This window comes from Leisingera sp. ANG1, assembly GCF_000203975.2.
GTDB lineage: Bacteria > Pseudomonadota > Alphaproteobacteria > Rhodobacterales > Rhodobacteraceae > Leisingera.
Genome location: NZ_AFCF02000011.1, coordinates 1 through 22546, shown reverse-complemented (window position 1 = coordinate 22546; position 22546 = coordinate 1). Strand labels below are relative to the sequence as shown.

The following is a 22546-nucleotide window of genomic DNA, read 5'->3' as shown; positions in this document are numbered from 1 at the left end:
ACAGCCCGGGCATGATAGGCTCGCGCCGAATAGGTTCAGGAGATTGATGATGATCCGGATTACCCTTTTGGCACTGGCCCTGTCCGCAACCGGCGTTGCCGCCCAGACTGCCAGCCAGGACGACTGCGAAGAAAACCAGACCAATGACGACGACGCCTGCATCGGCGCTTTGGCGGACGCAGCAGACGCCGCCGCGGCAGCGGAAGCGGAAGGCGTCACCGGCTTCGTGCCGCTGGTGGCTCCGGCCCTGGGCGCCGCCGCGGCAGCGGCCGGCCTTGCCGCCGCAGCGGGCGGCGGCTCCACCCCCTCCACCACCAGCACCGTCAGCACCAACTGATCCGGCCCGGTTCCCCGGAGCCTCCGGGGAACCCCGGCCCGGCCGGCAAGCCTGACAGGAGCAAAAGCAGCGGCGCGCCCCAAGCGGGGCGCGCCGTTTCCGCAGGGCGCCCGCCCCCGGGCGGCACCTCAGCTGACGTAGTATTTCGCGCCATAATCGCCGTAGCTGTAACCGTACTGCTTCATCCGGCGGGTGTTGACCTGGCCCAGGATCATCCCGGTCAGGCGCTGGTTGTCGGTGTGGAACAGGCGCAGGGATTCCGCCACATCCTGCTCCGCCGTGCCGTCCCATTTCACCGTCAGCAGCACCGCATCCGCATGGCGCGCAATCAGCCGCGCGTCAGACACGATCAGCACCGGCGGCGTGTCGATCAGAATGACGTCATAGCGCTGCCGCATCTGCTGCAGGAAGGCGCGGAACCGCTCCGAGGCAAACAGGTCGGCGGCATTGGCCGAGGTCGCCTCCCCGGCCAGCACGTCGCAGCCCAGGAGCGGATCGCGGAACACCGCGTCTTCGGGCGGCACGTCGCCTGCCAGCACCGAGACGATGCCCTGCGGCGGCACATCCTTGAGCTGCGCGGTCAGGGTCCGGCGCCGGATATCGCCCTCGACCAGCAGCACCTTCTTACCGATGCCAACAAAGTTCTGCGCCAGCGCCAGCGCGTTGGTGGTCTTGCCCTCGCCGGGCAGCGAGGAGGTGATCACCACCACCTGCGGCGGCTGGTCGACATTGGACAGCATCAGCGAGGTGCGCAGGTTGCGCACCGCCTCGGCAGTGGCTGAGGAGGGTTTCTCGGCCAGGTATTCCAGCACCTTGCGCCGCCCGCTGGCCGGGAACACCGGGATCTGCCCCAGCACGCTGCAGCCGGTCTTATGCTCCAGCTCCCGGGCGGAGCGGTAGCCCTTGCGCCGCGCCTCCAGCAGCAGCACAATGCCCGCCCCCAGCATCAGCCCCAGGAGGCCGCTCACCGCCAGGATCAGGGATTTCTTCGGCGCCGAGGGCCGCAGCGGGATCACCGCCCGCGACAGCAGCCGGCTGTCGGCCTTCTGGATGCCCTCCTGGGCCGAGGTTTCCTTGAGGCGGGTCAGGAAATACTCATAGAGCAGCCGCACCGCCTCCGCTTCGCGGCTGAGCTGCTGCAGGGTGATCAGGTCTTCGCCCTGGCGGGCGGTCTGGCGGGACAATTCCGCCTCCGACTGCACCAGCGTCTGCAGCTGCTGGGCGGCGCGGCGGGCGTCCAGCGCGGCGCGGGCCAGCAGCCGCTGGAAAGCGGTGTCAAAGGCAGCATCCCCCGCATCAGTGCCGGTTTGCGCCAGCAGGCGCTGCAGCTGCCGGTCCTGGCTGATCTCGGCCTGCGCTTCCCGGGTCTCTGCGCTGCGCAGCCCGTCATAGCGCGCCTGCGCGGTCTCCGCGGCGGTGCCGGCCAGGAGGATGCGCTCGCGCAGGTCCTTCAGCTGCACCTCCTGCGCCTGCAGCGCCTCCGGCGACACCAGCGCGGTGGCGGCGTTGAATTCATTGGCCCTGGCCTCGGCGGTTTCCAGCTCCGCCTTCAGCTCCGCCACCCGGCCTGTCAGCCAGGTTGTCGCCTGCTCGGTGGCGTCGAATTTCACCTCGATCTGGTTGAGGATATAGAGATCGACGATGGTGTCGGCGATCAGCGCCGACTTGCGGGCGGATTCGGTTTCCACGGACACCCGGAACACCAGCGTGTTGGGCACGTTCTGCACCGTGACCTTGCCCAGCAGGGCAGAGACCACGCTGTCCCGCAGCAGCTGCTCAGCCAGCTCTTCCGGCAGCGGCGCCCGGGGGCGGTGCAGCCCCAGCAGCGATTTGATCCCCGATTTGACGGACCGGACCAGCACCCCCAGGGCAGACGGTTCCGCCAGGGCGCCGTTGAACTCCGGATCCTCCGCCAGATTCAGCTTGTCCGCCACCTTGCCCATCAGCCCGCGCGACTGCAGCACCTCCAGCTCGGAGTTGACCTCGGCGTAATCGCCCGACAGCCCGCTGACGACGCTTTGCAGGTCGACCACGCTTTGCTGCTTGGTCTCCAGCATCACCACGGCGCTGGAGGTGTAAAGCGGCACCGCCGCCACAAAGGCATAGAGGCCGCCCAGGAAAATGGCGGCCGTTGCGGCCAGCGCCATGATCCACTTGCCGCGCCACAGGGTGGCCGCCAGGGCGCCCAGATCGACGGCATCGTCTTCCGGCGCCTCTGCGGCCACCGGGCGCGGCGCCGGGAAGGAAGCTTCATTCAAAGGCGATTGTTTCATGATGACCCGAAACCCGTGAGACCCGCAGCGCGCCGCTGCGGCGCGTCAGCCCCCGCATACACGCGGGGGCGGCAAGAAGAAAGGCCGCCGCCGCTCAGCGGCCGGTGGTACCGATCACCGCCAGGCCGGTTTTGGCGATGATTTTCAAATCCTTAAGGAAGCTGCGCCGGGTGAGATAGGCCACATCCAGCGCCACCCGCTCGTCATAGCTGATGCCGTTGCGCCCGGAGACCTGCCACAACCCGGTGATGCCGGGCTTCTGGGCCAGATAGGCCGGGGCGCTGCTGCCGTATTTGGCCAGTTCCCCGGTGACGATGGGGCGCGGGCCGACAAAGCTCATCTCGCCCTTCAGCACGTTCCAGACCTGCGGCAGCTCATCCAGGCTGGTCTTGCGCAGGATCCGGCCCAGCCGGCTGATGCGCGGATCATCGGCCAGCTTGTGGTTGCGCTCCCATTCCGCGGCCGCCGCGGGATCGGCGTCCAGGTAGGATTGCAGCCGGGCTTCGGCATCGGGCACCATGCTGCGCAGCTTCCAGCACCGGAACGGCTTGCCGCCCCGGCCGACCCGGACATGGCCGAAAAACCCCGCACCGCCGTCGCAGCGCACGGCCCCCCACAAGACCAGGATGACCGGAACCAGGACCGGCAGCAGCAGCAGGGCAAAGCCGATGTCGAAAACCCGCTTGCCGGTGCGGGCATAAAACCCCGCAAACGCCGGGCCGGTCTCCAGGCTGCTCTCCTGGCCCGGCTCCTGACCGGTCTCCTCGAGAGCATAGGGCTGCAGTGCAAAATCCCGCATCGTCAAACACCCGTAAATTCAAACAGATAAATAAAAAACCACCCGCTTAACGCGAGCAGTCCACGCTTGATACACCCTAATTGTAATAAAATTAAGTAGGAATTCTCATACTTCCGGACCCTGGCTGTTTTTTGCCGCAGCGGCACGGAACAGGCCCGGCCCCCGGCCGGTCTGCCGGCGGCGGGATGCGCCCTTACACGCAATAGCCGAACCTGTCCCAGACCCCGCGGCCATAGACAGTTCCCTCATGCGCTTCGATATACTTGGGGTTCGAGTTTTCCAGCTCTGCAAACCGCTCTTCCATCGCAACAGCGCCGCGGCGCGCGGGCACCTGCAGGAACGCCCCCAGCCGCTGCATCTCCGCGCCCGGCTGCTCCACGAAGTCCTCGTAGCGGCTGATGATGCAATCCGCTTCGGAGAAATCCGCATCGGCCTGGGAATAGGCCGCGTTCCAATGCATCATCAGCTCCGGCAGCGAGGTCTTGCTCCATTTCTGCGTCGCCGCCGCAACCGCCCGCGGGTCCCGGGTGACGATGATGAAGCGGCAGCCCGGAAACACCCGGCGCAGCCACCAGATCTTTGTCAGATGCGGCGGCGATTTCTCCAGCAGCACCGGCGCGCTGCCGACAACAAAGCGGCTCCAGTCCTGCAGGATCCGCTCCCGGCAGCCCGCGTAATCCGTCAGCTGCTGCAGCTCCTCCCGCATCCGGCGGCTGAAGGCAAAGGCCCCCGGGCCGCCGAACCCCCGGGCGGAGGCAAACACATTCTGCATATGCTGGCCTTCGCTTTCAGGCACGGTGGCCCGCAGGCAGGACAGCTCGAACTGCGCCGTCAGCATCCGCTCCAGCAGGGTGGTGCCGCTGCGGTGCAATCCGCAGATGAAGACCAGGGAGGAGATCTGCGGGTTGCCGTTATAGTCTTCCGACTCAATCCGGGCCGCCACCAGCGGTTTGCGGCGCCGCGGCGCCTTGGCGGGGGGCTTGGGACTCATCGTGCTTTCCATGGCCATGGCCTGTCTGTCTGGAGCTTCGCTGCCATCTGCGCCGCGCTCTGTCCGGGCCTGCGCTCCGGCGCGAAACCCCGCCTCGGAAATCCGCGCGCGTCAGGCGCGGCGGCGGCGGTTCACTTCCCAGGCCAGGACCAGGGCGGCGCTCACGGCTGCCAGTGCCAGCAGGCCGGTGCTTGCATCGATTTCCGGCACCCCGTGCGGGTTGCCAACGCCGTTGTTCCAGCCATTGCCGCCGGCGTTTCCATTGTTGCCGCCATTGCCGTTGCCAATGCCGTATCCATTGCCGTTGCCCATGGCAAAGGCAGCCGTCAGGGTCAGGCAGTGCGCCGCAAGTGCAGCGGCGGCTGCAGTCAGAAAAGTTTTCATTGCTCGGCCTCAACTGGTTCGCGTTCACACCCCTGCAAAAGCCGTTAACATTTTCCAAAAATACGCGCAACTTCCAGCCCCCGCCGGCTGCGGCTTTGCCACCGCCCCGTGTCCGGGCTGCACCGGTCTGCGTCAGCGCCCGGCCTGCAGGAACCGCACCGCCCCGCCGCCTAGGCAGACCGCCGACAGAACCCCGCTGGCATAGGCGCCGGTATCGATGGCAATCCGGCCCTGCGCGGCAGCGGGATGGTCCACGATGGTATGGCCATGCACCACCCAGACCCCGTCGCGGCGCGGGGTGCCCAGGAACGCCGGGTGCCCCCACATCAGCACCTCTTCCGCCTGCCGGTCCGCGGCAATCTGCGGGTCCGCACCGGCATGCGCCACCAGCACATTGCCCGACAGCAGCGAGGCCTCCAGCCCGGCCAGCCAGTTGATCAGCGCCGCCCCCATCCGCTCCTGCAGATGATCCCGGCACGCGCGCAGTTCCTCTGCGCGCATCTGCGGCCGCACCCCCGGCACACCAAAGGAGGCCAGGGTCTGCAGCCCGCCGTTCCTGATCCAGCGGCCGCCCTCGCGTCCGGGATCGCGCAGGAAGCGCAGGAGCATGTCCTCGTGATTGCCCTTCAGGCAGGTCAGATCCGGGCGCGCGCTGAGACAGCGCAGCACCTCTGCGCTCTGCTCGCCCCGGCCGGTGTAATCGCCGGCCAGCACGATCCGGTGGCCCTGCGGCACCTGCGCCAGCATCCGTTCCAGCAGGTCCAGGCAGCCATGCACATCGCCGATCACGCAGAGCGGTTCGCCAGGCGCCGGCGCCGCAAAACCGGCAGGCATACCGGAGGCCTGCGGGCCGGATTTCTGCGGGCCGGATTTTTGCAGCCTGAGCTTTTGCAGCAGCGATGACAGCACGGGCAGAGAGCTCTCCGGTTGGCCTGCGCCGCGGCGCAGGGGGCATCAGGGTCCGGCGGTGATACCGCCCTGCCCGCGGCGGAGCAAGCCGCGGCGGCCGGCGGCCTGCTCAGAACAGGAAGTCATCCGCCGCCAGCTGATCCGGGCGCAGCCCCTCCAGCAGGATCCAGCCGCTGCCGCTGTCCGCCAGCACACCGTCCCCGGCCTGGCGGATCTCCAGATCCGCAAAACTGTCCGCGCCGGTGCCGCTCAGGCGGATCCGGTCGAGGCCGGGGGTGAAATCGGTGACCGTATCGCTGCCGTGGCTGCCGGCAAAGACAAAGACATCGGCACCCTCGCCGCCCGCCAGGCGGTCATTGCCGCTGCCGCCCTCCAGAAGGTCCGCGCCGGTGCCGCCCCACAGCCGGTCCGCCCCGGCTTCGCCGCGCAGCGTATCATTGCCGCTGCTGCCATAGAGCCGGTCATCGCCGCTGCCAGCCGCCAGAAAATCCGCGCCGCTCTCCCCCAGCAGCGTGTCATCGCCGCTGCCGCCATCCAGCACGTCATTGCCGCGCCCGCCGGCCAGCCGGTCAGTGCCGCTGCCGCCCCACAGCTTGTCGGCGCCGCCTTCGCCGCGCAGCGTATCGCTGCCGCCGCTGCCGTACAGCCGGTCATTGCCGCCGCCAGCCGCCAGATCATCCGCGCCGCCTTCCCCCAGCAGCGTGTCATCGCCGCTGCCGCCCAGCAGCACGTCATTGTCCTGCCCGCCGGCCAGCCGGTCATCGCCCTCGCCGCCCGCCAGCGTGTCGCGCCCGGTCTGGCCGGCCAGGCGGTCGTGGCCATCGCTGCCGTCCAGCATGTCGGCGCCTTCGCCGCCCCATAGCCGGTCATTGCCGTCCCCGCCCCACAGCTGGTCGTCGCCATCGCCGCCCTCCAGATGGTCCGTTCCGGTGCCGCCCCACAGCTTGTCGGTTCCGGCCTCACCGCGCAGCGTGTCGTTGCCGCTGCTGCCGTACAGCCGGTCATCGCCCTTGCTGGCGGCCAGGAAATCCGCGCCGCTCTCCCCCAGCAGCGTGTCATTGCCGGCGCCGCCGCGCAGCACGTCGTTGTCGCGCCCGCCGGCCAGCCGGTCATCGCCGTCGCGGCCTGCCAGCGTGTCGCGCCCGGTCTGCCCCGTCAGCTGGTCATGCCCCGCGCCGCCGTCCAGCATATCGGCACCGGTGCCGCCCCACAGCTTGTCATAGCCGTTCTCTCCCAGCAGCCTGTCATCGCCGCTGCCGCCCCACAGCCAGTCATATCCGTCCTGCCCCGCCAGGCTGTCGCGGCCGCTGCCGCCCTGCATCACATCGCCGCTGCTGCCGCCCAGCAGCGTGTCATTGCCGCTGCCGCCCAGCAGCGTGTCGCGGTCATCCTTGCCGTCCAGCCGGTCGTTGCCCTCCCATCCGTAAAGCGCATCGCGGCCGCCGGTGCCCTCCAGCACATCATGCCCGCTGCCGCCGTAGTAGCCGCCGCCGGGCAGGGTATCGCCCAGTCCCTGGCGCTGCGGGAACTGGAAGTGCAGCGCCGGGCCGAACACATCCTCCAGCTCCAGCCGCCCGCCGCCCGCCTGCACCACCGCGATCCTGGTGCCGCCGGCCTCCAGGTCGATGCCGAAGCTGCGGCCGCGGCTCTGCAGCTGGGCCGGGCTGTAGAGCCCTTCGAACAGCGACAGGTCCAGCACATCCTCGCCGGGGGTGAAATCGCGCACCGTCACCGCCTCTGCACCCGGGGTAATGACAAAGATGTCAGCGCCTGCGCCGCCGGTCAGCTCACCGCCCTGCGCGCCCGAGACCAGCACGTCATCGCCGGCATGGCCATAAAGATCCGCCGCCCCTGCGCCGCCCTCCAGCACGTCATTTGCGGCGCTGCCATCAAGCCGCGCATCGCCTGCCTCCCCCCGGCGCACAACGCCCAGCTCCGCCAGCGGCAGGGTGAACCGGCTGATGCCGTCTTCCGCGCCCGAGGCCGCAAAGACCTGCAGCTGCCCATGTGCCGCCACTGCCTCCAGCGCGGTCACATTCTGCAGCCCCAGGCCGGGCATATGCTCCAGGCTCTGCAGATGGATCAGCGCGCCGCCCGGGGTCAGGGTGAACAGGCTGAGACCGCCGTCATTGCCCGCCGCCAGCACCAGGGTATGGCCTTCCGCCTGCACCACCTCCAGCGCCGACACCCCGCCGAAGCGGGTCATCGCGCTGTCCTGCAGCTGCGCCCGGAACTGCAGCCCGCCCGCCGCATCCACCTCCACCAGCGTCAGCGAGCTGCTGCCCGCCGCCGCCATCAGCGCCCAGGCCTTGCCATCCGTCTCAAAGCTTTCCAGCGCGGTGATGCCCGAGACCGAAAGCCCCTGCTCCGCGCCCAGCACCGCCCCGGGGGTGAGCGCGCCGGTCGCCGCATCCGCGCTGTAGCCGCGCAAGCCCCCGGCGCCGGCTGCCAGCAGCACCGGCCCGCCCGCGGTCTCAACCGCGGCCAGCAGCGCCGCGGGATCCAGCTGGTAAGCATCCGCGCCGCCGGCTGCGCCGGTTTGCGCCTGCACAGTCCCATCCGCATCCAGCCGCCAGCCCTGCAATCCGCCGCCGGACTGCCCGACCGCATAGAGCGCCGACCGGCCGCCCTGCAGCTGCAGCACCGCCGCATCGCCAAGCCCGCCCGCATCTGCAGCCGCCAGGCTGTCCTGCTGGCGGCTGCCCAGGCTGCCGCCGCTGCCCAGGGCATAATAGCTGAGGCCGCCGCCCGCGTGCTCCTGCACCAGCCGCACACCGCCGCCCATCTCCGCCAGCTCGAAACTGCCGGTGCGCAAGGACGCCTGGCTGTGCAGCTGCTGGCCCGCCAGCTGCGGCAGCCCGCCATTGCCCGGCAGCTGCCAGCGGCTGATGCCGCCGTTCATGCCGCTGATGGCATAAAGCGTGGCCTGGCCGTCCTGCACCGCGATCTCAAGATCGCGCAGATCCGTGCCGAAAATCATGTCGCCGGTGCCGAACCGTCCCGTGAATGCCAGTGCCATTGTGCCGCTCCCATGCGCTGCAGAACCCGGGGGCGAGACTGGCGGGGCCGGGCGGCGCAAAGCGGGCGGCAAATCGGGCAAAACCGGGGACATTGTTTACAGATTGAGAACAATTGCGCGAACAGGCCGGGACTAAGTCGGGAACAGAGCGGGACCGCGCGGGCCCCGCAGGGGGGTGTTGCGTACCCTGCGTACGCCCCGTTAGCGCCGTTTTGACCTGGCTCTGGCACTCTGGCCGGCGATCCCGTTTTCCCATGCCGGAGCCCCGCCGATGACCCAGGCCTCGCCGATCCTCGCCCTGCCCTACCTGATGCCCTCCCAGGCGCAGAAACATGTGACCCACAACGAAGCGCTGCAGATGCTGGACGCGCTGGTGCAGCTCAGCGCTGAAGGGTTTGATGCCGCCACGCCCCCCGCCGCGCCCGCCCCGGGCGAGACCCATGTGCTGTCGGCCAGCCCCGCCGGCGCCTGGGCCGGCCATCCCCATGCCATTGCCGTCTGGCAGGGCGAGGGCTGGCTGTTCCTCACCCCCCGCCCCGGCTGGCGCGCCTGGGGCACCGCGGAACAGGAACTCAGGGTCTGGGACGGCAGCGCCTGGGTGCTGCCGCCGGCGGACACCCAGAACCTCACCCGCCTCGGGGTGGGCACCGCGGGTGATGCCGCCAACCCGCTGGCGGTCTCCGGCCCGGCAACGCTGCTGAGCCACGCAGGCGCCGGCCATCAGCTCAAGATCAACAAATCCGCCAGCGCAGAGACCGCCTCGCTCTTGTTCCAGTCAAACTGGAGCGGCCGCGCCGAGATCGGGCTGGCGGGCAGCAATGACTTCGCGGTGAAACTGTCGGATGATGGCAGCAGCTGGAGCACCGCCCTGGCGCTGAAGCCGAACGGGCGCGCGGGATTTGGCACCGCCAGCCCGGCGGCGCATCTGGAGATCCGGGGCAGCAGCGATGATTACCTCTTGGCCGGTGATGGCGGCGGCGCCGATTTCCGGCTGGGATCAGACGGCAACGGCAGCTGCTCCGGCGCCTGGTCCGGCGGCGGCGCCGATTACGCAGAATGGTTCGAATGGGCTGACGGCAACCCTGCGGGCGAAGACCGCCGCGGGCTGTCCGTGGTGCTGGAAGGCGCAAAAATCCGCGCCGCAAACGCCGGCGAGACGCCGTTCGGCGTGATCAGCGCCAATCCGGCGGTGATCGGCGACGGCGACATGGACGGCTGGAAGCACCGCTGGCTGCGCGATGCCTACGGCGCCCTGCTGCGCGATGCGGACGGTAACCCGCAGGAGAACCCCGCCTATGATGCCTCCCGGGCCTATGTGCCGCGGGAGGCGCGCCCGGAATGGGCGCTGACGGGGCTTCTGGGCAAGCTGCGCCTGCGCCAGGGCCAGCCCGCGGCCCCGGGCTGGATCCGGATGCGGCAGGCAGGTCCGGACCTCGAGGAATGGCTGGTGCGCTGAGGCCTGCGGGACGCGGTCCGCGGCCAATATACGCGCTCCTGCCGCAGCGCCTGCCTTTCGGGTTTGAAACCCCTGCCGCGCCGGCTATGACACCCGCAGAAAACGACTCCAGAACAGAAGGCCGCAACTGCATGCCCCTTTACCGGAACGGCGATAAAGTCATTCTCTTTGTCCATATTCCCAAAACCGGCGGTTCTACGGTGGAAGAGGTGCTGAAGGCCGCGGGCGCACCGCAGGCGCTGAAGTACCACAAGCGGCTGGGCTACTCCAACGCCACCCCCCAGCACATGCACTGGGAAGTGCTGAAACACTGGCTGCCTGCGGGGTTCTACGATTACGCCTTTGCGGTGGTCCGCCACCCGATGGCCCGGATGGTCAGCGAATACCGCTGGCGCCGGGTGCTCACCAAGACCCGGGAACTGCCGGATTTCGACACCTGGGTGCGGCGGCAGCTCAAGCGCTATGGCGAGGACAGCTTCATCCTGGACAACCACATCCGGCCGCAAGGCGAATTCATCGGCGCCCGCGTCGAGGTGTTCCGTCTCGAAGACGGGCTGGAGAGCCCGGTGCGGGCCGGGCTTGAGCATCTGGGCCTGGACACGGAGGCCCTCGAGATCCACCACGCCCGCAAATCCGAGCGCGACACGCTGAGCGCAACCGAACAGACCCTGCAGAGGATCCGCAAGTTCTATGCGGCGGATTTCGAGCGTTTCGGCTATGACCCGGAGCAGCTGCCGAAGGATCTGCAAATCAGCTCCCCCGCCTGACCCCCGCCCGCTCCCCGCGCCGCCCCCTGACCTGCCCCTGACCCGGATCCGCCCCCATGACCCTGAAGCCCCTCCTGCGCAGCGCCTACCGCCGGTTCTACTGGACCAGCACCTACATGCCCGCCGGGCTGCGCCGCAGGATCGGGGCCTTTTACCGGGCCCGGACCGAAGCCCCCCGCAAGGCGCCTGAGACCCATTTCATCCGGGCGCTGGAAAACGATCCGGTCCAGCCCGGGGTGATGCTCTATGAAAGCTTCCACGGCAGCTCGATGAACTGCAGCCCGCGCGCCATCTTCGACGCGCTGCTGGAGGATCCGGAACAGCAGGGGCTGCAGCATGTCTGGTCGCTGAAAAAGCCCGGCCTGGCGCCGGACGCGCTGCGGGAGCACCCCAATGTGCGCTTCGTGGCGCCGGGCTCGGCGGAGTATGCGCAGCTGCTGGCCACCGCCGGCACGATCATCTCCAACAGCACCCTGCCGACCTGGTACCTGCGCCGCGACGGGCAGTCCTATGTCAACACCTGGCACGGGGTGCCGCTGAAGCGGATGTTCAAGCACGAGGACGCCCTGCGCCCGACCGTGCACCGCAACAGCCAGCGCAACTTCCTGCAGGCCTCGCATGTGCTCTTGCAGAACAGCTTCACCGCCGATGCCCTGCTGGGGGCTGCGGATGTGCAGGAGGCCGTCGGCGCACGGCTCAGCTGCATCGGCGCGCCGCGGGTGGATGAGACGCTGACCGCAGACCGCGATGCGCTGCGCGCCGAACTGGGTCTCAGCGACGGCCAGAAGCTGATCTTCGTGGCGCCGACCTGGCGCGGCGAGCTGGGCAAGGCCGACAAGAAGGCGCCGATGCTGGAGGCGCTGCTGGCGGCGCTGAACGGGCTGGACCCGGAAGAATACGCCGTCTTTGCCCAGATGCACAATTTCACCGGCACCCGCGCCAAAAACGCCAAGGCAGTGCCCGCCGGCATGTCCACCAACCGCTTCATGGCGGCCGCGGATGTGCTGGTCAGCGATTATTCCAGCATCATGTTCGACTACCTGGCCACCGGGCGGCAGCTGATCCTCTATGTCTACGACCGCGCCGAATACGAAGAGCTGCGCGGCCTCAATGCCAGCCTTGAGGATCTGCCCGCGCAGCTGTGCATGCGCCCCGGCGAGGTGATCGACGCCATCCAGGATGGCACCCGCGCCGATGCGCTGCCGCAGTTTGAGGCGGCCAAGGCGCAGTTCTTCCCGCTGGAGGACGGCCAGGCCAGCGCCCGCGCGCTGGAGGCCATCAAGGGGCCGGTGCCGCCGCGCAGCCGCCAGCGGCCCCGGGTCGCCTTCTTCGGCGGCGGCTGGAAGAACAACGGCATCACCTCCTCGATGCTGAACCTGCTGGCGGCGCTGCAGGAGTTCGACCTCGACATCTATGTGCTGACCGAAGGCCTGCCGCTGGAGAAATCCGAAGAGCTGCGCGCCAACCTGCGCCGGGCCGGGCCGCGGGTGCGGCTGATCCACCGGGCCGGCGCCATGCTGCGCAGCCCGGAAGAGAACCTCCAGGTGGAGCAGTTCTATACGCTGAACGGCTTTGAAAACCCGGAGCATGAGGCCGCGGTGACCGCCGTCTTCCGCCGCGAGGCACGGCGGCTCGCGGGCGACATGGAGTTTGACGCGGCAGTGGATTTCAGCGGCTATGCCCGCTACTGGAGCCTGCTGATGGCGATGCTGCCGGCCAAGCGCCATGCGATCTACCAGCACAACGACATGCGCTCGGAGGCCGACAAGCGGTTCGCGATCCTCAACGGCGTCTTTGCCACCTACAAATGGTATGACGCAATTGCCAGCGTCTCGGATGAGACCCGGCAGGTGAATGCCGGCAATCTCACCGCCTATTACGCCGCGCCGGAGGCGGCGCTCACCGTGCGCAACGTGATCCGCCCGGACCAGATCCGGACCCGGGCGCAGGCGCCGCTGCCGCGGGAGCTGGAGCTGCAGCTGCCGCAGGACAAGCCGGTCTTCGTGATGGCCGGGCGGCTGTCGCCGGAGAAAGCCAAGGACCGGGCGATCCAGGCCCTGGCCCGGCTGCGCGCCGAAGGCACCGAGGCGGCGCTGGTGATCATGGGCACCGGCCCGCTGGAGGAGGAACTGAAGGAAGAGGCGCGCAACTGCGGCGTCGAGGACCTGGTGATCTTTGCAGGCCATGTCAGCAACCCCTTCCCGGTGATCGCCCGCGCCAGCTGCTTCCTGCTCAGCTCCGACTACGAAGGCCAGCCGATGGTGCTCTTGGAGGCGCTCACCCTGGGCAAGCCGGTGCTGGCCACCGACATCCCCGGCGCCCGCAGCGTGCTGGGCACCGAGTACGGCCACCTGGTGCCGCCCAGCGTCGACGGGGTTGCCGAGGGCATGCGCCATTTCATCGAGGGCCGGATCAGCGGCGCCGACTTCGACGCCGAACGCTACTGCGAGGCGGCGCTGCAGGATTTCTTCGACCGCATTCTCGGCTTCACCCCCAAGCGCCTGCCGCCGGCCTGACCCCCCGTCCCGGCCCCTTTCCGGACCGGGCGGAAACAGGCCTGCACAGACCCGGCAGCGGCAGAATGCGGCCTGCCGGCCGCGGCTGGCGGGCTAAATTGATCCGGGGTCTACCCAAAGGCCGCTTAACCGGCTATCAACGCTTCCACAGCTAAGAGAGGCATCCCGGCACGAGCAGTCAGGCCCCGGCGGGAAAGCGGAATTGCAGCCAGACCGGACCGGAAAACAGATTTCCGGCACGGGGCGTGTGAATATGGAGTTATTAATGCGGCGTGTGATTACTTACGGCACTTTTGACACCCTTCATTTCGGACATATCCGCCTGCTCCGCAGGGCCCGGGAACTGGGTGATTACCTGGTCGTCGCACTGTCCTCCGACGAGTTCAACGAGCTCAAGGGCAAGACCTCGAAATTCTCCTGGGAGGAGCGCAAGCGCGACCTCGAGGCGATCCGCTATGTGGACCTGGTGATTCCGGAGCACACCTGGGAGCAGAAGCGCCAGGACGTGCAGGACCACAATATCGACGTCTTCACCATGGGCGATGACTGGACCGGCGAATTCGATTTCCTGTCGGATCTCTGCCAGGTCATCTACATGCCGCGCACGCCGGAAATCTCCAGCACGATGATCCGCAACAAGATGCAGGGGCTCAGCACCGCTGCCGAATAACCCCGCCGCCGCCCGGCTTTGCCCCGGCCGCAGCGGATGCGGGCGGACCCCGTGGTATGCCTGCTGTTCCCCGACTGCCGCCTCCTGTGCCCTGCCGCCCTGCCGGCGGCTTTCCGGGGCACTTAACCCGCAGAGCATGACAGCCGTATGACATCCGCCGCCGCCTGCGGCACAATAGGGCCGCAAGGGCCGGCAGCGCCCGGACCGGACCCGGAGAACCGCCATGAACATTCTTTGCGTAGGCGCAGGCCTGTCGGGCGCGGTGATCGGCCGCCAGCTGGCCGAGGCCGGCCATCAGGTCACCGTGATCGACGCGCGCCCCCACATCGCCGGCAACTGCCACACCGAGCGCGATGCGGAGACCGGCGTGATGGTGCATGTCTACGGGCCGCATATCTTCCACACCGACGACACCGAGGTCTGGGACTATGTGAACCGGTTCGCAGCCTTCCTGCCCTACAAGAACCGGGTGAAATCCACCACCCGCGGGCTCTCGGGCGCGCAGGAAGTCTTCTCGCTGCCGGTGAACCTGCACACCATCAACCAGTTCTTCCGCAAGACCCTGCGCCCGGAAGAGGCGCATGACTTCATCACCGAGGAACAGGCCGACACCTCGATCGAGGATCCGCAGACCTTCGAAGAGCAGGCGCTGCGCTTTGTCGGCCGCGATCTCTATGAGGCGTTTTTCAAGGGCTACACCCTCAAGCAATGGGGCATGCACCCCTCAGAGCTGCCTGCCTCGATCCTGAAGCGGCTGCCGGTGCGCTTCAACTACGACGACAATTACTTCTTCCACAAATTCCAGGGCATGCCGCAGGACGGCTATACCGCGATGACCGCAAAGATCCTCGATCATCCGGGCATTTCGCTCCAGTTAGAGACTGAATTCACCCCGGAGATGGGAGCAGAATACGATCATGTGTTCTACTCCGGGCCGCTGGACGGCTATTTCGGCTACAGGCTGGGCCGGCTCGGCTACCGGACGCTCGATTTCGAGCGCTTCACCCATCAGGGCGACTACCAGGGCTGCGCGGTGATGAACTACGGCGAGGAAGCTGTTCCTTACACCCGCATCACCGAGCACAAGCATTTCAGCCCTTGGGAAAGCCATGAGGGCTCGGTGCTCTACCGCGAGTTCTCGCGCCAGGCAGAGCCCGGCGACATTCCCTACTACCCGATCCGCCAGGTGAAGGAGAAGGAACTGCTGGCCGCTTATGTGCAGCTGGCGCAGGAGACCCAGGGCGTCACCTTTGCGGGGCGGCTGGCCACCTACCGCTATCTCGACATGGATGTGACCATCCGCGAGGCGCTGGACGCGGCGCGCGGCTTCCTGGAGTGCCAGGACAAGGGCCAGGCGGCACCGGCGTTTTTTGCGCCGCCGCTGGCCTAGGCACCGGGCATCAGCCGGGCGAGCCGCTGCCGGACGGGCTGCTTTCGGGACGCGGCAAAGGTGCCGGAGCGGAGGCCGCCTGCGCCTCCTCTTCGCTGCCGAACAGGCGGCGCCACCAGCGCCGGACCCAGCGCTCGGGCGCGGGCTTGCCGCAATACATCATGGTTTCGGCCAGCCGGATCAGCGCCTCGGGGCTGACATCCTGCTGCGGCTGCGGCGGCGGGGTTTCAAACGGCGTCCAGTCAACCTTCAGCGCGCCGGGGCGGTCCTTGAAATACTGCGCCGCCACCCATTTGTTGCCCCCGGCAAAGCTCTTCTGGAACGCCCGGGCGGTGTCCAGGCCCGGCAGCACCTTGCCGGGCGGCACCTCGTTGCGCAGCCACTGGCGCAGCTGGAAATCGGCATGGGGCGGCAGCTCCATCCCGGTTTCGCCGCTGTTCAGAGCCTGCAGCACCCCGGCGGCCCAGACGCCCATGCTGGTGTTCTCGCGCTCCGGCTGCTCCCAGCCCGGCGCCTCCGGATCCAGCCCCAGCAGGGCGGCGAAATCCGACACCACCCCATGCGGCAGCCCCTTCGCGGCGGCAAAGGCGCGCACCTCCAGCACCTCCGGGCCGAACTCGCGGCCCCACCTCTCCAGCAGCTTGCGGAAATTGAAATAGCCGCGTTTGGGCGGGTGCATGTGGCGCGCCAGGAAACTGTCCACATCCTCCTCCAGCCCGTGCCGCAGCATGGTCGAATAAAGCGCCACCGCGTGGTCGATCTGCGGCCGCAGGTAGACCACGATGCGCAGGCGGCGGCCCTCCAGCGCCGGCGCCAGCAGCGTCTTCAGCCGCGCGAAATGCTCCGGCGTGGTGCAGCGCGAATGCATATGCTCGCTGGAAATCACGATATGCTTGTCCGGATGGGCGGCGGTTTCCTCCGCCAGCGCCGCCTGCACCCGGCGCTCGAACTTCTCGTAGTCCGCCTGGGTGCGGATATTATGCGTCTCCTGCAGCTGGGTCTGCCGCTGCCGCCCCTGCAGGAACACCGGGATGGCGTTATGGGGCACCTCGCCCAGGCTGCGGGGATAGAGAATGCCCTGCTCCGCCAGCCGCTCCCGGTTGGCGGCCATGAAGCTCTGGATGCTGGTCGACCCGGTCTTGGTGGTGCCGATGTGCAAAGTGACCTGATTCATTGTATTCCGGCTGCTCTGTTGCGCCGCGCGGGCCGCGGCTGTTTCCCGCGCCGGATACTACGCATTGCCGCGGCGGAAGGCCACCGCGCTTTGCCCGCAGGCCGCGGCCGGGCGGACCGGCGCGCAGCCCCCTCCCCCGGCCCGCAACAGGCCTGCAACAGGCCCGCCGCAAGCCCGCAGCAGGCCCCTATCCAAATCCTCCGGAACAGGCTATCTAGCCAGCCGGAGCGGCCCCGCCGCCGCCGCCTGCCCTGCCCCGAAGACCGCCACCAGGACCTCTTTCTCCCCGATGACGCTGACCGCTTCCCGCCCCGCTGCCCGGCTTGCCCGCACCCTGTTTCCCGGCCAGTTCCTGACCCGCAGCCATGGCCGCGCCGCCCGCTGGGGCACCGCCCTGGCCGCGGCCGGCGCCACCCTGGCGGTGACCGGCACCCCGGCCCTGGCGCGCGAAATGTTCCGGCGGCTGCACGGCGACCAGTTCCTGACCGGCATGCGGCGGCTGTCCTGGTACCTGCGGCGCGGCTGGCCCGGCATCGACATCTCGCAGGACCCGGTGCCGGTGTTCTACCAGGAGCTGGCCCCGCGCGAGCTGGCGGCGCTGCGCCGCTTCCTCAGCCGCCGCGCCGCCCGGCTGGCGCCGGATGTGCTGCAGGGCGAGCTGTGCCTGATCTCGGCCAGCGCCGCCCTCGCCGCCTTCGGCACCCCGGACTATCCCCGCTGCCTGCAGCTGTTCCGCCAGGACGCCGCCGCCGCCCTGCAGGGGGCGCTGGATGCCGCGCCGGTGCCGCCTGCCAGCCAGCCGCCCGCCGCCGGGACGCCGATCCAGCAGCAGTTTTCCCGCCCCGGCGCCGAACAGGCGCTGCGCGACACCCTGGCGCTCCTGGAGCAGAACGGCATCCGCGCCTTTGTGCTCTCCGGCACCTTCCTGGGGGCGGTGCGCGAGAAGGCGATCCTGGAGCATGACTACGACATCGACCTCGGGGTGATTGCAGAGGAGACCGATCTGGAGCGGCTGGAAGCGGTGCTGCACGGCAGCCCGCCGTTCCGCTGCATTGCCAGCGCCTGCCAGACCCGGCTGGAGCGCGATGGCAGCGGCCGCCTGGCCCGGCGCGACCTGCCGGTGCTTTACAAGCTGCGCCACGCCAACGGCACCGTCGCCGATATCTTCCTGCACTACCGCGAGGACGGGCTGCTGTGGCACGGCTCCTCGCAGTACCGCTGGGACAATGCCGACTTCGGCCTGGCATCCTATCCGCTGGCCGGCATCGAGGTGCAGGGCCCGGATGACGCCGGCCGCTACCTGACCGAGAACTACGGCAACTGGCAGGTGCCCAAGCGCGATTTCCACTGCGGCTCCGACACCCCCAACCTGCAGCTGCTGCCCAACCCGCTGTCGCTGGCCCAGGCGCTCTGGCAGCTGCGGCTCAGCGCCGGCAGCCCGCGGCGGCAGGCGCTGCTGGCGCAGATGCAGCGCGCAGGCCATATCACCCCCGCCGCAGACGGCGGCTGGCAGATCCCCGCAGACCTGTTTGCCCCCTAGGACAGCATCGCCTCATGCACGGCGATGGCTTCCTCCAGGTCCTCGTAATAGCGCATCTCGCCCTTCTCCAGCACCAGGCCGGCATTGCAGAACTGGCGCACCTGCTTCATCGAGTGGTTGACCATGATGGCGCCGGACAGCTTCATCCGGTCGGCAAACACCGCCTGGCTCTTGCGGCGGAACGCCTTGTCGCCCACCGCCGTCACCTCATCGACCAGATAGGTGTCAAAGCGGATCCCCATCGAGGCGCCGAAGGTCAGCCGCGAGCGCATGCCGGAGGAATAGCTGCGCATCGGCATGTGGAAGGATTTGCCGAGCTCGGAGAACTCCTCGACAAAGGCCACCAGATCGTCGCTGTCGACGCCGTAGATGCGGGCGATGAAGCGGACGTTCTCGGCGCCGGTCAGATCGCGGTGGAACGAGGCCGCCAGCCCCACCGGCCAGGAGATGGTGCCGTCGGAGACCACCCTTCCGTGATCGGGGCGCAGGGTGCCGGCGATGATTTCCAGCAGCGTCGACTTGCCGGCGCCGTTGCGGCCCAAAAGCGCCAGCGACTTGCCCCCCGGCAGGGTGAGGTTCAGATTGTCGATGACAATCTTGCGCTCGCCCTTGATCCAGAAGCTCTTGGTCAGGTTCTCGAACCGGATCACCGCCCTGCCCTCAGCTGCGGTCGCGGACCGAGTAATAGATCAGCCCCCCGATCGACCAGACCAGCAGCAGGAACAGCCCGGTGAGCCCGCTCAGCACATAGCGGCGCGGGTATTCCGCCTCGCTGGCCAGGGTCGGCTTGATATAGGTGGCCAGGTAGCGGCTCTGGCGGGCCGCCTCGCCGCGCGCCACCTCCAGCGCCGCCAGCGCCGCGCGGTAGGTCTCCTCGGCAAATTCCCGGTCCACCGTCAGCCGCTCGAACTCGGAGATCAGCGTCGGATAGTCCTCGCCGACGCCGCCGGTGTCGGTGTTGCTGGAGGCAAAGGTCTGGCGCTCGATGTCGATGCGGTCGCGGATCACCTCGATCTTCTGCTGCGCCTTGGCCAGCCGCACGTCGCCCTCTGCCACCGTGCCCGCCAGCAGGTCGTATTCAATCAGCGCCTCGGCCAGCTGCTGCTGCAGGTTGTTCATCACCCCCATGCGGCCCTGGATATCCGCCGCCGGGTCGACGATGCGGGTGCGGGAGCGGAACCGGGTCAGCGCCTCGCGGGCCGCTTTCAGCCGCTCCAGCGCCTCCGCCAGATCGGCCTCGGCATAGCGCATCGCATCGGTGCGGGCCTGCTCGTTGAGCGCATTGATGCGGATCTGGCTTTCCTCGACGATGGCGCGGGTGATGGCCTGGGCCATCTGCGGCTCATAGGCGGTCACCTGCACCTCGGTCAGGCCGGAGCCGCTGTCATAGGCGATCCGCACCACACGCTGCCAGTACCAGGTCAGATCCTCCAGCGTGGCGCCGGGCCACAGCGCAAAGGCCCAGTCGCCGGGCCAGCGGCTGGCATAATGGGCGCTGAGGCCGGTGCGCGCCTCCACTGCGGCCACCAGCTCCTGGCTCTGGATGAATTCATAGAGGATGTCGCTGTCGGAGGCGGTGCTGTTGCCGGTGAAACTGGCCAGCCCGCCCAGGATGTCATTGGCGCCGGCGCTGTCCTGGCTGCGCACGGTGAAACCGGCGGTGGAGGCATACTGGTCTTCGGCCACCGCAAACAGGTAGAACACCGCCGCCGCCAGCGGCAGCAGGACCAAGAGCCCGAAAGAGGCGATCAGCCCCCAGTGGCGCCGCTTCATATGGGCGGCGCGGGCAATCGGATAGGCGGGCTGCTGCTGCTGCAGCGCTTCCAGCTCCGCCTCGGCGGCCTCGGCCCGGACCAGCAGGCGGCCGATCCGGCGCTTCTGCTGGGCGATCTTCACCTCCGGCTCAAGAGGACCGGGCCTTGCCGCCGGGCCAGTGTCCTTGCCGCCGGCACCTTTACCGTCCGCATCCTTGCGGCCAGAACGGAATTGGGCGGCCGCTGTGCGCTGCGCCGCCGGACGATCCTGTGTCATAATCTGCTTACCCCGGCCTGCAGCCGTTTGTAATTGCCTCGTCTTTCTTTCATATTATCGCCTGCAGCGCGCATATTCACAATGGCTATTCATGACCCGACCCACATCCGCGGCAGCCCCGGCCCCGTCCCCTGCCCCGTCTTCGGCCGCCGCTCCGGCCTTCCCTCCTGCCCAGCGTCCCGGCACCGGGCGCGCCCGCAGCTTTGCCGCGCTGCGCACCATCGCCGCGCTGATGCTGCGCGAGATGTCGACCCGCTACGGGCGCACCCCGGGCGGCTACCTCTGGGCGGTGCTGGAGCCGCTGGCGGCGATCCTGTTCCTGTCGGTCGGCTTTTCGCTGGTGATCCGCAACCCATCGCTGGGCACCAGTTTCCTGCTGTTCTATGCCACCGGCTTCCTGCCGTTCAATCTCTACCAGAGCGTGTCCAACACCGTGGCCCGGGCGCTCAGCTATTCGCGGCCGCTGCTGCGCTACCCGGCGGTGACCTGGATTGATGCGCTGCTGGCCCGGTTCCTGCTCAACAGCCTGACCGGCATCCTGGTCACCCTGCTGCTGACCGGAGCGGTGCTGGCCGTCATCGACAGCCGCGCGGTGCTGGACCTGCCGCCGGCGGTGCTGGCGATGTTCCTGGCGATGATTCTCGGCCTCGGGGTGGGCGCCCTGAACTGCGTCCTCAGCGGGCTGTTCCCGCTGTGGGAGGTCGCCTGGTCGATCCTGACCCGGCCGCTGTTCATCGCCTCCGGCATCCTGTTCATCTATGAGGACCTGCCGCCGCTGGCCCAGGACATCCTGTGGTTCAACCCGCTGATCCATATCACCGGGCTGATGCGCACCGGCTTCTACCCGACCTATACCGCCTCTTATGCCAGCGTGCCGTTTGTGCTGCTCAGCAGCCTCGGGCTGCTGGCGCTGGGGCTGGTGCTGACCGGGCGCTACCACCGGGACATCCTGAACCGCTGAACCCGCCCGCCTGAAACCGCCGGCCTGCCCGGCCCGGGGCGCATGCCGCGCGGGCCGGGGGTCAGTCTTCGGCGGCCAGCTCCAGCACCCGTGCATGGCTCACCCTGGTGCGCCGCAGCAGCCCGTCGCGCACCGCATGCGCCAGCAGCCGGGCAAAGGCGCGCCGGGCGCCGCGGTGATGGCGCAGTTTCAGGGCCCATTTCGGCAGCACCACGCAAAGCGCCGGCCAGAACAGCCAGCCCGCCGCCATCCGGTACAAGAGCAGCAGGTTGCGGTGGTAGTAATAGGCCTTCCACAGCGGCACGAAGCGGCCGCGCTGCGCGGCATCCGCCTTGGCCTTCTCCCCGGCCGGCTCTTTGGCGCCGCCCTGGAAGGTCGACAGGTCATGCTCGAACCGCACCGAGGGCTCAAAGCCGATCCGGCCGCCCGCCTTGGTCAGCCCCAGCGTATAGATGCCGTCATCGCCATAGATGAACAGCTCCGGATCCGGAAAACCGATCCGCCGCACCGCATCCGCCGAGATGAAGAAGCCGACAAAAGAGGTGACATCGATCTGCATGCCCGGCCCCTCGTAATCCGAGGGCTGCACATGAAAGCCGGAGCGGCCGCCGCCGAAGAGGGTGCGCAGGAACTCGCGGGCGTGCCAGAACGGGTTGCGCGAGGGGCGGTTCATCTCGCAGATACGGCCATCCGGGAAATAGACCGCCGCTGCCACCGCGTCCCAGCCGCCGCCGTCTGCTGCGCCTGCCGGCTGCTGGTGCATCGCCAGCCCGTGGAACGCCGCCAGCCCGCCCGGTGCGGGCCGGCCGTCGTCATCCATCACCGCCAGCCAGTCCGGGGCGTGGGCCTCCATCGCCCGGCGCATGCCCATCTCGAAGCCGCCGGCGCCGCCGCGGTTGGTCTGGCTGGCGCAGATATCAAGCCGCGGATCCTCCTGCGCCGCCAGCCATTCACCGGTGCCGTCGGTGGAGGCATTATCGGCCACCACCACCGCCGCCAGCTCATGCTCCGGGCTCTCCAAGAGCCGCGCCAGCGTTGCCTTCAGCTTGTCCAGCCGGTTGTAGGTCACCACCACCGCCACCAGGCGGCCTGCGCCGCCGGGGGCTGGCGATGCCGGGATTGCGCTGCCGGGGGCCTCTGCTGCTGCTGCCAAAGGATGCTCCTTGCCTGTCCGGGCCCGGTCCGGGCCTGTCTGATGAATCTGCTGCCGCTTATGCGGGCCCGAAAGCACATAAATACAGGGTGCTGTCAAACGCTTTACGCCGCTTCCCCGCCGCTGCCGGGGCGGGAATCCTGCCCTGGCATTTAGGTCCGCTTCGGACCAAATGT

The 22546-nt window shown here is 68.5% G+C and carries 18 protein-coding genes; 8 read left to right on the top strand and 10 right to left on the bottom strand.

The genetic code is table 11. The annotated features are described in order from the left end of the window. The first annotated feature begins 49 nt into the window (after positions 1 to 49). Positions 50 to 337, top strand: a complete 288-nt coding sequence (locus tag GC1_RS19035; protein ID WP_152612440.1) for a hypothetical protein — start codon at positions 50 to 52, stop codon at positions 335 to 337. Between the two features lie 128 nt (positions 338 to 465). On the opposite strand, the gene GC1_RS19030 is transcribed toward GC1_RS19035, so the two are convergent. The 6 genes from GC1_RS19030 to GC1_RS22025 form a co-directional block, all read right to left on the bottom strand. Beyond that, positions 466 to 2610, bottom strand: coding sequence for a GumC family protein (locus GC1_RS19030; RefSeq protein WP_029204674.1), 2145 nt, complete (start codon positions 2608 to 2610; stop codon positions 466 to 468). A gap of 94 nt (positions 2611 to 2704) precedes the next feature. Further along, complete coding sequence (locus tag GC1_RS19025) at positions 2705 to 3409, bottom strand: sugar transferase (RefSeq protein WP_019294878.1); 705 nt, start codon at positions 3407 to 3409, stop codon at positions 2705 to 2707. Positions 3410 to 3602: 193 nt separating this feature from the next. Then, the gene (locus GC1_RS19020) at positions 3603 to 4400 is read right to left on the bottom strand and encodes a sulfotransferase family protein (RefSeq protein WP_029204675.1); all 798 of its coding nucleotides are present in this window, start codon (positions 4398 to 4400) and stop codon (positions 3603 to 3605) included. A gap of 111 nt (positions 4401 to 4511) precedes the next feature. Beyond that, the gene (locus GC1_RS19015; protein ID WP_019294880.1) at positions 4512 to 4784 is read right to left on the bottom strand and encodes a VPEID-CTERM sorting domain-containing protein; all 273 of its coding nucleotides are present in this window, start codon (positions 4782 to 4784) and stop codon (positions 4512 to 4514) included. A 132-nt stretch (positions 4785 to 4916) separates the two neighbouring features. Beyond that, positions 4917 to 5693: a metallophosphoesterase family protein gene (locus GC1_RS19010; protein ID WP_019294881.1), complete on the bottom strand. Its 777-nt coding sequence runs from the start codon at positions 5691 to 5693 to the stop codon at positions 4917 to 4919. Between the two features lie 109 nt (positions 5694 to 5802). Further along, the gene (locus tag GC1_RS22025; RefSeq protein ID WP_052260497.1) at positions 5803 to 8712 is read right to left on the bottom strand and encodes a calcium-binding protein; all 2910 of its coding nucleotides are present in this window, start codon (positions 8710 to 8712) and stop codon (positions 5803 to 5805) included. Positions 8713 to 8983: 271 nt separating this feature from the next. On the opposite strand from GC1_RS22025, the gene GC1_RS19000 reads away from it, so the two are divergent. The 5 genes from GC1_RS19000 (at position 8984) to glf (ending at position 15511) form a co-directional block, all read left to right on the top strand. Then, entirely contained in the window at positions 8984 to 10168 is a 1185-nt protein-coding gene (locus tag GC1_RS19000) for a DUF2793 domain-containing protein (protein WP_019294893.1), read from the top strand. A gap of 131 nt (positions 10169 to 10299) precedes the next feature. Beyond that, positions 10300 to 10935, top strand: coding sequence for a sulfotransferase family 2 domain-containing protein (locus GC1_RS18995; RefSeq protein ID WP_162183423.1), 636 nt, complete (start codon positions 10300 to 10302; stop codon positions 10933 to 10935). Positions 10936 to 10991: 56 nt separating this feature from the next. After that, on the top strand, positions 10992 to 13451 hold the full coding sequence (locus tag GC1_RS22020) for a glycosyltransferase (protein ID WP_019294891.1): 2460 nt from the start codon (positions 10992 to 10994) through the stop codon (positions 13449 to 13451). Between the two features lie 265 nt (positions 13452 to 13716). Next, positions 13717 to 14121 (top strand): glycerol-3-phosphate cytidylyltransferase, encoded by a 405-nt coding sequence (gene tagD, locus GC1_RS18985; RefSeq protein WP_036761752.1) that lies wholly within the window; start codon positions 13717 to 13719, stop codon positions 14119 to 14121. Positions 14122 to 14344: 223 nt separating this feature from the next. After that, complete coding sequence (gene glf, locus GC1_RS18980; protein WP_019294889.1) at positions 14345 to 15511, top strand: UDP-galactopyranose mutase; 1167 nt, start codon at positions 14345 to 14347, stop codon at positions 15509 to 15511. A gap of 10 nt (positions 15512 to 15521) precedes the next feature. Here glf and GC1_RS18975 read toward each other — a convergent pair whose 3' ends face one another. Further along, a complete protein-coding gene (locus GC1_RS18975; RefSeq protein ID WP_019294888.1) occupies positions 15522 to 16685 on the bottom strand; it encodes a hypothetical protein in 1164 nt (387 codons plus the stop codon). A gap of 289 nt (positions 16686 to 16974) precedes the next feature. On the opposite strand from GC1_RS18975, the gene GC1_RS18970 reads away from it, so the two are divergent. Further along, complete coding sequence (locus GC1_RS18970) at positions 16975 to 18225, top strand: hypothetical protein (protein WP_019294887.1); 1251 nt, start codon at positions 16975 to 16977, stop codon at positions 18223 to 18225. On the opposite strand, the gene GC1_RS18965 is transcribed toward GC1_RS18970, so the two are convergent. Both GC1_RS18965 and GC1_RS18960 read right to left on the bottom strand, forming a co-directional pair. After that, positions 18222 to 18875, bottom strand: a complete 654-nt coding sequence (locus GC1_RS18965) for an ABC transporter ATP-binding protein (protein ID WP_019294886.1) — start codon at positions 18873 to 18875, stop codon at positions 18222 to 18224. The two genes, GC1_RS18970 and GC1_RS18965, sit on opposite strands and share 4 nt — an antisense overlap. Positions 18876 to 18885: 10 nt before the next feature. Continuing rightward, positions 18886 to 20256 (bottom strand): sugar transporter, encoded by a 1371-nt coding sequence (locus GC1_RS18960; protein WP_019294885.1) that lies wholly within the window; start codon positions 20254 to 20256, stop codon positions 18886 to 18888. A gap of 91 nt (positions 20257 to 20347) precedes the next feature. Between GC1_RS18960 and GC1_RS18955 the strand changes: the two genes are divergently transcribed. Beyond that, positions 20348 to 21217 (top strand): ABC transporter permease, encoded by an 870-nt coding sequence (locus GC1_RS18955; protein WP_019294884.1) that lies wholly within the window; start codon positions 20348 to 20350, stop codon positions 21215 to 21217. 61 nt (positions 21218 to 21278) lie between these two features. On the opposite strand, the gene GC1_RS18950 is transcribed toward GC1_RS18955, so the two are convergent. Then, the gene (locus GC1_RS18950) at positions 21279 to 22370 is read right to left on the bottom strand and encodes a glycosyltransferase (protein WP_237754634.1); all 1092 of its coding nucleotides are present in this window, start codon (positions 22368 to 22370) and stop codon (positions 21279 to 21281) included. Positions 22371 to 22546 lie beyond the last annotated feature (176 nt).

Excerpts from the sequence above, each read along its gene's own strand:
- GC1_RS19025 (WP_019294878.1), bottom strand. The coding sequence starts at position 3,409 with ATGCGGGATTTTGCACTGCAGCCCTATGCTCTCGAGGAGACCGGTCAG.
- GC1_RS19015 (WP_019294880.1), bottom strand. The coding sequence starts at position 4,784 with ATGAAAACTTTTCTGACTGCAGCCGCCGCTGCACTTGCGGCGCACTGC.
- GC1_RS19030 (WP_029204674.1), bottom strand. The coding sequence starts at position 2,610 with ATGAAACAATCGCCTTTGAATGAAGCTTCCTTCCCGGCGCCGCGCCCG.
- GC1_RS18960 (WP_019294885.1), bottom strand. The coding sequence starts at position 20,256 with ATGACACAGGATCGTCCGGCGGCGCAGCGCACAGCGGCCGCCCAATTC.
- glf (WP_019294889.1), top strand. The coding sequence starts at position 14,345 with ATGAACATTCTTTGCGTAGGCGCAGGCCTGTCGGGCGCGGTGATCGGC.
- GC1_RS19035 (WP_152612440.1), top strand. The coding sequence starts at position 50 with ATGATCCGGATTACCCTTTTGGCACTGGCCCTGTCCGCAACCGGCGTT.
- GC1_RS22020 (WP_019294891.1), top strand. The coding sequence starts at position 10,992 with ATGACCCTGAAGCCCCTCCTGCGCAGCGCCTACCGCCGGTTCTACTGG.
- GC1_RS19020 (WP_029204675.1), bottom strand. The coding sequence starts at position 4,400 with ATGAGTCCCAAGCCCCCCGCCAAGGCGCCGCGGCGCCGCAAACCGCTG.
- GC1_RS18955 (WP_019294884.1), top strand. The coding sequence starts at position 20,348 with ATGACCCGACCCACATCCGCGGCAGCCCCGGCCCCGTCCCCTGCCCCG.
- GC1_RS22025 (WP_052260497.1), bottom strand. The coding sequence starts at position 8,712 with ATGGCACTGGCATTCACGGGACGGTTCGGCACCGGCGACATGATTTTC.
- GC1_RS18995 (WP_162183423.1), top strand. The coding sequence starts at position 10,300 with ATGCCCCTTTACCGGAACGGCGATAAAGTCATTCTCTTTGTCCATATT.
- tagD (WP_036761752.1), top strand. The coding sequence starts at position 13,717 with ATGCGGCGTGTGATTACTTACGGCACTTTTGACACCCTTCATTTCGGA.
- GC1_RS18970 (WP_019294887.1), top strand. The coding sequence starts at position 16,975 with ATGACGCTGACCGCTTCCCGCCCCGCTGCCCGGCTTGCCCGCACCCTG.
- GC1_RS18975 (WP_019294888.1), bottom strand. The coding sequence starts at position 16,685 with ATGAATCAGGTCACTTTGCACATCGGCACCACCAAGACCGGGTCGACC.
- GC1_RS19000 (WP_019294893.1), top strand. The coding sequence starts at position 8,984 with ATGACCCAGGCCTCGCCGATCCTCGCCCTGCCCTACCTGATGCCCTCC.